We start from the raw sequence: 5623 nt of genomic DNA, 5'->3' as shown, positions 1-5623 counted from the left end.
GTACGGTTACAACGTCAGCGAAATAAAAGACGTTGTGAATATGGATGATGCGACTCTTAAAGATAGAGTGAACAACGCCCTGCTCTCCTACCTCAAAAAAGGAGAAAAAGAATCAGGAGAAGAAAGTAGTTCATATCCCATAGGTAATATCTTATTAACGCTGCTATCTGCAAAAGGTCAACTTGACGATGCCATTATTGCTTCATGGACGGTTGCTGAACTCAAACATACTACTAAGGCTGGTATCAAACAGATATTGACGGAGTCAGGGTTCAAAGATCACCTAGAAGCCAAGGAAAAAGGTAGTTTTGCAAAACTTATGGCGTGTAAAGTTCCCGACATTCATAAAGCACTGGCAGATGCAGATTTTGATTTTAGTCAATACGCACCAAAAGCCTATATTCAAGCCGTTCAAAAAGTAGCGAATGGCATAAGTTAAGCGATTATAAAGTCAGTGGTTAGCCATGTGGCTAGCCCTCTTAGTCTCGGAGAATACGCATGTTAGAGTCAATATCAAATTTGCTTACGCACTATGCTAATCGCGTCAATACAAGTACAAGCATCCACCCGAAAGGCATACAGGTTTCAATTGCTGTTATGCCTTGTCCACTAAAAGTAAAAGATGAAGCATTACGCCAAAAATTGATTCAACCCATTGTCGTTGCTGGTAGTGTGGAAGACGTTATGGAACAGTTAACAGGGTTAGAAGAATCCCTTAATGCGGCATTGAGCAACGAAGATTTAAACGCATCGGTTAATGCGTTCAATCAAACGGTACATAACGCTAAGGCGTCACAAAAAGTTCCTACCGCAGCAACGGCTAAACCAGAAGAAAAGACATCAACAAAATCTGGTGACGTAACACATACACCACCAGCGAATGACTTGCCAGAGTCGTCAAACCCTCTTTCTGACTTCCTAGCATAACGGGGAACAAAATGATGAAACGTGTTTTTAACATAGGTAGCGTAAAGAATATTGCCGATCCAGCACCTCAGTCACCGCTTAACGTGGCAATTGAATTTCTGACCGCCAGTTTTCCACAATTGCGCCATACACGCCTGTATGACTCAGATGGTGTTTTGTCAGATGATGGAAAGGTACTTACCTTTGATGTGCCATTGCCTACTGCAAAGGTGAATGGTTAATGGACACCGCAAGCGTCCCTACAGAGCAAGAGATAGCGGCACTGCTCACCGCTATCTCTAAGCCAGATACAACAGAAACCTCTAATAAGCCTACGGAGTCACAAACATGCTTCATGTTAAATCTCAAGAGATTGCAAGTCGTATCGACAACTCCAAGTCTGCTACTGTAAACACGCCCCTGCAATATGCAGGGCGAAATTTGAGCATCAAAAAAGCAATAAAACATGCAGCAAAAAATTTAGAAGAAACAAGACTCGCAATCGCGTCTACTCCTTTAAATGACATCATTTCTAACTACGCTGAAAAGGCACTTCCCATTGGTTTAAGCGTTGATATTTTCAAGCAATACAGTGGGATGATACCGTCAGAAAGAAGTCGGCAATATCCTAAAATTATGAGGGCGCTACATACCGACTTCAATGACCTATTAGAATCTGAAACCACTATATGTACCAGTGGCGTTTGGGATGTTTTATTCAACAGTGGAAATCCTAAATTAGTATTGAGTGACTTTTTTGGGTTCGGCCATTTAAAAGAGAGCACCGAAAATCACTTATTGCGAGGTTTAATCGTCGCGTTTTCTAACCTTTTAGCAGAAGATTTTGGGGCATTAACCAATGACGAGGTCATTGAATATGCTTTTGGTTGTTGGGGGGATTATACAGAAATAAAGTGTTCAAAAACTTTTATGGAGCAATACGAAAACATCATTGGTGATTTGGATGAACGTGAGGGTGAAGATGAAGAAGAAACTGTCGAGTATTTAAATCAAAAATACGGTAATGCGCTTAAAATTTTTGAATACTTTGGTAAACATCAGCTTGAAGCCTGTTACGCTTCATTGGTGCGTGATAAATGTACTAAAACCCACTACAAAAACACGAAGGAACTTTTGCCCGTTGTCGAAAAAACAATAGATATGTGGCAATTGTGGGATGATCATGACGCCCTCAAATTACTAAATGACATTCAATACTATCAGACCTACCTAGAGGGGCATGTCATTGAGTCGTTAATTGTTACTGACGATAGCAACATGTGGCAGCATCTTGTACTAATAAGTGATTGGGAGTCTAACATTCCCGCCAACACCTATGAAGCGGTAGATAATACCTGTAATGATACATTTAACAATGGTGACGAAATGAACTATGGGGTCGACATAAAGCATCCCAAGTTATTTGACGATCTTCAATATTTCGATAAATTTGCCCACCTACTTCACACTTATTTTGATATTTACTGGCAGTAAAGTGGCCGCATTCTAACCGCATGAGATTATCTATGTAGAGAATAAACGGAGTGCAGATCATGCTTGAAGAAGTTAATCGAAATGCTTACGAATTGGACATTAGTGAGTTTGTAACAAGCCACGCTATCTTGCTACACACTAAGAAAGCCAGTACCTATTATGCTAACAGTGATGTAGAGGTGGTTAACGCTACGCTTCACGATGTTGTTAACGGTGAATTATCACTTGGAAATGAAATTAGCCCACACGCTCTTGTAAAGCTGATTACCGCGGGAAAAGAGCGGTCATACAGCACAGTGGATTGGATACCGCCAAACATACTGGTAGATAGTGCGAATATTCTAATGTGGTATCAGCCCACCATGCTGCGTCATCTCTACTTGAAGAATTCATCTGATGTAAATCAACAAACGCTACATGTAAAATTTCCAGCTACTCTTTTTGTCTTTGAGCGTAATACACGACACCTAAAAATGTTTGGCTTAGACAGTGATAAACGCCCGACCCTTGACTCCATATTATACCAACTGCCTATTGGCAACATCAGTCGTTCGGGCAACTTGTGTCTCGGAAATACGCTCGATCTCATACCAGACACTCCAAACGCTCAGAACTGTCACTTAATTGAACGCTGCTTTTTTGATGCACTTTCCACGCACACCAACACAGAGTACCTTTTTCTCAAAGATGAAGAAGATAAAAAAAGAACACTATTCACCCAAATCGTGAGTTACTGGGCAAGAAAAGCCAAACGTAGACATCGTGTTAACGTAAAGAAAGATTTAATCCCACTTTTATCTATCAGAACTCTGATGCGAGGTTAAGCGCATGTTGAATATCGAAGCTGGACTCTACTTTTGCCCCTCTCACTGGCTCAATAGCACTTTACGAATTGCGCTGGTGGGGTGCGGTGCAACTGGCAGTGCCATTGCGCCCTTACTGTTTAAACTCAATCATATTCGCAAAGAATTGACGGCACAAGAATATGGCTTACAGCTTTTCTTGTTTGACCCTAAAAAAGTTACTGAAACGGGAAAAAATAGAACAGGTTTTTTCTCTACCGAAGTAGGGTTTAATAAAGCAGAAGTTATGGCAAATAAGCTGAATAACGCATACGGGAAGAATTTTGCCAGTGGCTTTCCACGCCATTTTGCCCCGAGTGACGCTTCTATGGATTTCGATATTGTGATCACTGCCACTGACAGCGCAAAAAGTCGATATGAGATACAAAAATTCATGGGTAAGAAAAAAAGTAAAACTTCACTCTGGCTTGATATTGGTGTTGGAGAACAATTTGGAAATGTAGTGCTTGGTGAATTCGGTAGGGGGAATCATCGACTGCCTAACGCACTAGACCTGTTTCCCGACATAGCTAATGGGAAAGAGGATAACATGCTCAAACGTCCTAGTTGTGATGTTCTTGATGCACTTTCTAGACAAAACTTTACTGTCAATGAAACAGGTGCTACGACTGCTGTGGGGTTACTCTCTCGACTCATCCTTAATGGAAGTATCTCAGTAAATGGCGCTATGTATGATGTTGAGCAGTGTGGTTCTAGCCCAATTCGCATTAGTCGAGAGGTGTGGCGCTCATTTGGTTATCGGTATAGAAAACCAAGAAGTGTTAGTTGTCAAAACTAAACGTAGGTTGGTGTCATGATTTGTATGATATTGAGGGGTAACAATTAAATGTTCCCTCAATATGTATCCTTCTAGCAATAAAATTGGACGATGTGGCGAAGAAATATTAATAAACGAGGTGGATGCCATATCAGTCCTGATTGATTTTCACTATTGACGCCGTCACGACTCAACGCCTTCATTGTACAGGGAAAGTAGCGGGTAAATCACTCCATGTAACCATAGTTATACCTATGAATTTGGAGTGAAAAAAATGCAAACGAACTATACCCCCTTTGAGTCTCGTGCATTGAAGAACATTGAAGCCATTGAACTATTAAACGACATAAAAGATCGTCCTTTATCACAAAGTGAACTCGACGTTTTAAATGGCTATGATGGATGGGGCGGCCTAGCCGCTCTCTTCGATACAAATACAAAACATAAAGTGCTGTCAGATAGGTTACGTGACGCCGTGGATGAAAAGGTGTTTGCTGACCTGCGCCAGTCGATTTTAAGCTCCTATTTCACGCCGAATTATGTAAGCGAAATTATGTGGTTTATATTGTCTAAACTAGGTTTTACTGGTGGCAATGTTATAGAGCCAAGCGCCGGTGATGGGGCGCTCATTCAAAGTTGCCCTGATAGCACACGCGCTAACTCAACGTTTACAGCTGTTGAATACTGTCCTATTAGTGCAGGTATACTCGCCGCAAAAGAGCCTAACATCAAGGTTATCAATAATGGCTTTCAATCGGTGGCATTACCCTATAATTATTATGATTGCGGTATCGCCAATCCCCCTTTTTTAGAAACGTTCCTGCAAGATGATTATGATCGTAAGATAAAAGGGTCAGAGCACAATTTCTTCTTGATGAAAACGTTGAAAACGGTTCGAGAAGGCGGGTTCTTGTGCGCAATCGTTACCCGTTCTTTTCTTGACTCGATAGACAATACTATCCGCAATGAAATAGCCAAAATTGCCACGCTAAAAATAGCCTTTCGCCTGCCTAATGATGTGTTTGGAAATGATAATACCAACGTTATAACCGATATTGTGGTTTTCCAACGGGTCAAGGACGGTGAATTTAATAGAAATTGGTTAGACGTAGATACTTTTGAGGTCACCGCAGAGGGGAATGCATCAATCAATAATTACTATATTGAGAACCCAGCCCATATTCTAGGTGAAACACAAGTCACCACTGATCGCTTTAATAAACTCATTGTCGATGTTAAACGCGAGCCAAGCATTGAAATTAACGAAAAAATAGTCGCACTCAGTTCAGACCTAACCAACTGCTATGTAGATTTGAGTCCTGACAGCGTCAATCAAGGCGAACAAGACATAGAAGTGACGGACGATATAGCTCTTTTTAATCTGGGTTTTGATGTTGATGGTAAACCTGTAAAGCGTATCTTAGATTTTGAAACCACCCCTCAATACGAGCGCATGAGCTTTAATTCTACGCAAATTAAGAGACTTCAAAAACTTATTACCATCAAAAATATTTTATTATCATTGCTAGAGGCCGAAGCAAAAGACACAGACGACACCGCATGCGAACACTTGCGAAAAGAACTCAATATTCACTACGACAAA

6 protein-coding genes and 1 pseudogene are annotated in these 5623 nt (G+C 40.9%); all 7 read left to right on the top strand.

The genetic code is table 11. From position 1 onward, the window contains the following. Positions 1 to 439: pseudogene (locus tag BIZ39_RS20090) on the top strand (hypothetical protein); the annotation flags it as partial. A gap of 59 nt (positions 440 to 498) precedes the next feature. Further along, a complete protein-coding gene (locus tag BIZ39_RS20085) occupies positions 499 to 927 on the top strand; it encodes a hypothetical protein (protein WP_187447865.1) in 429 nt (142 codons plus the stop codon). Positions 928 to 938: 11 nt separating this feature from the next. Further along, entirely contained in the window at positions 939 to 1148 is a 210-nt protein-coding gene (locus tag BIZ39_RS20080) for a hypothetical protein (protein ID WP_187447864.1), read from the top strand. A 106-nt stretch (positions 1149 to 1254) separates the two neighbouring features. Next, positions 1255 to 2400 (top strand): hypothetical protein, encoded by a 1146-nt coding sequence (locus tag BIZ39_RS20075; protein WP_187447863.1) that lies wholly within the window; start codon positions 1255 to 1257, stop codon positions 2398 to 2400. A gap of 59 nt (positions 2401 to 2459) precedes the next feature. Continuing rightward, entirely contained in the window at positions 2460 to 3224 is a 765-nt protein-coding gene (locus BIZ39_RS20070; RefSeq protein ID WP_187447862.1) for a hypothetical protein, read from the top strand. A 4-nt stretch (positions 3225 to 3228) separates the two neighbouring features. Then, a complete protein-coding gene (locus BIZ39_RS20065) occupies positions 3229 to 4041 on the top strand; it encodes a PRTRC system ThiF family protein (RefSeq protein ID WP_187447861.1) in 813 nt (270 codons plus the stop codon). Positions 4042 to 4294: 253 nt separating this feature from the next. Beyond that, a partial coding sequence (locus BIZ39_RS20060; protein WP_187447860.1) for a hypothetical protein occupies positions 4295 to 5623 on the top strand: 1329 nt, incomplete at its 3' end.

Origin of the sequence: Alteromonas sp. BZK5 (genome assembly GCF_014349115.1) — a bacterium.
In the GTDB taxonomy this organism is placed as follows: domain Bacteria; phylum Pseudomonadota; class Gammaproteobacteria; order Enterobacterales; family Alteromonadaceae; genus Alteromonas; species Alteromonas macleodii.
The sequence above is the reverse complement of the archived record's forward strand: the minus strand, read 5'-3'. Positions and strand labels throughout refer to the sequence as shown.

Bases quoted from the DNA above. Each gene is read 5' to 3' on its own strand.
- BIZ39_RS20085 (WP_187447865.1), top strand. From the start codon at position 499: ATGTTAGAGTCAATATCAAATTTGCTTACGCACTATGCTAATCGCGTC.
- BIZ39_RS20080 (WP_187447864.1), top strand. From the start codon at position 939: ATGATGAAACGTGTTTTTAACATAGGTAGCGTAAAGAATATTGCCGAT.
- BIZ39_RS20075 (WP_187447863.1), top strand. From the start codon at position 1,255: ATGCTTCATGTTAAATCTCAAGAGATTGCAAGTCGTATCGACAACTCC.
- BIZ39_RS20070 (WP_187447862.1), top strand. From the start codon at position 2,460: ATGCTTGAAGAAGTTAATCGAAATGCTTACGAATTGGACATTAGTGAG.
- BIZ39_RS20065 (WP_187447861.1), top strand. From the start codon at position 3,229: ATGTTGAATATCGAAGCTGGACTCTACTTTTGCCCCTCTCACTGGCTC.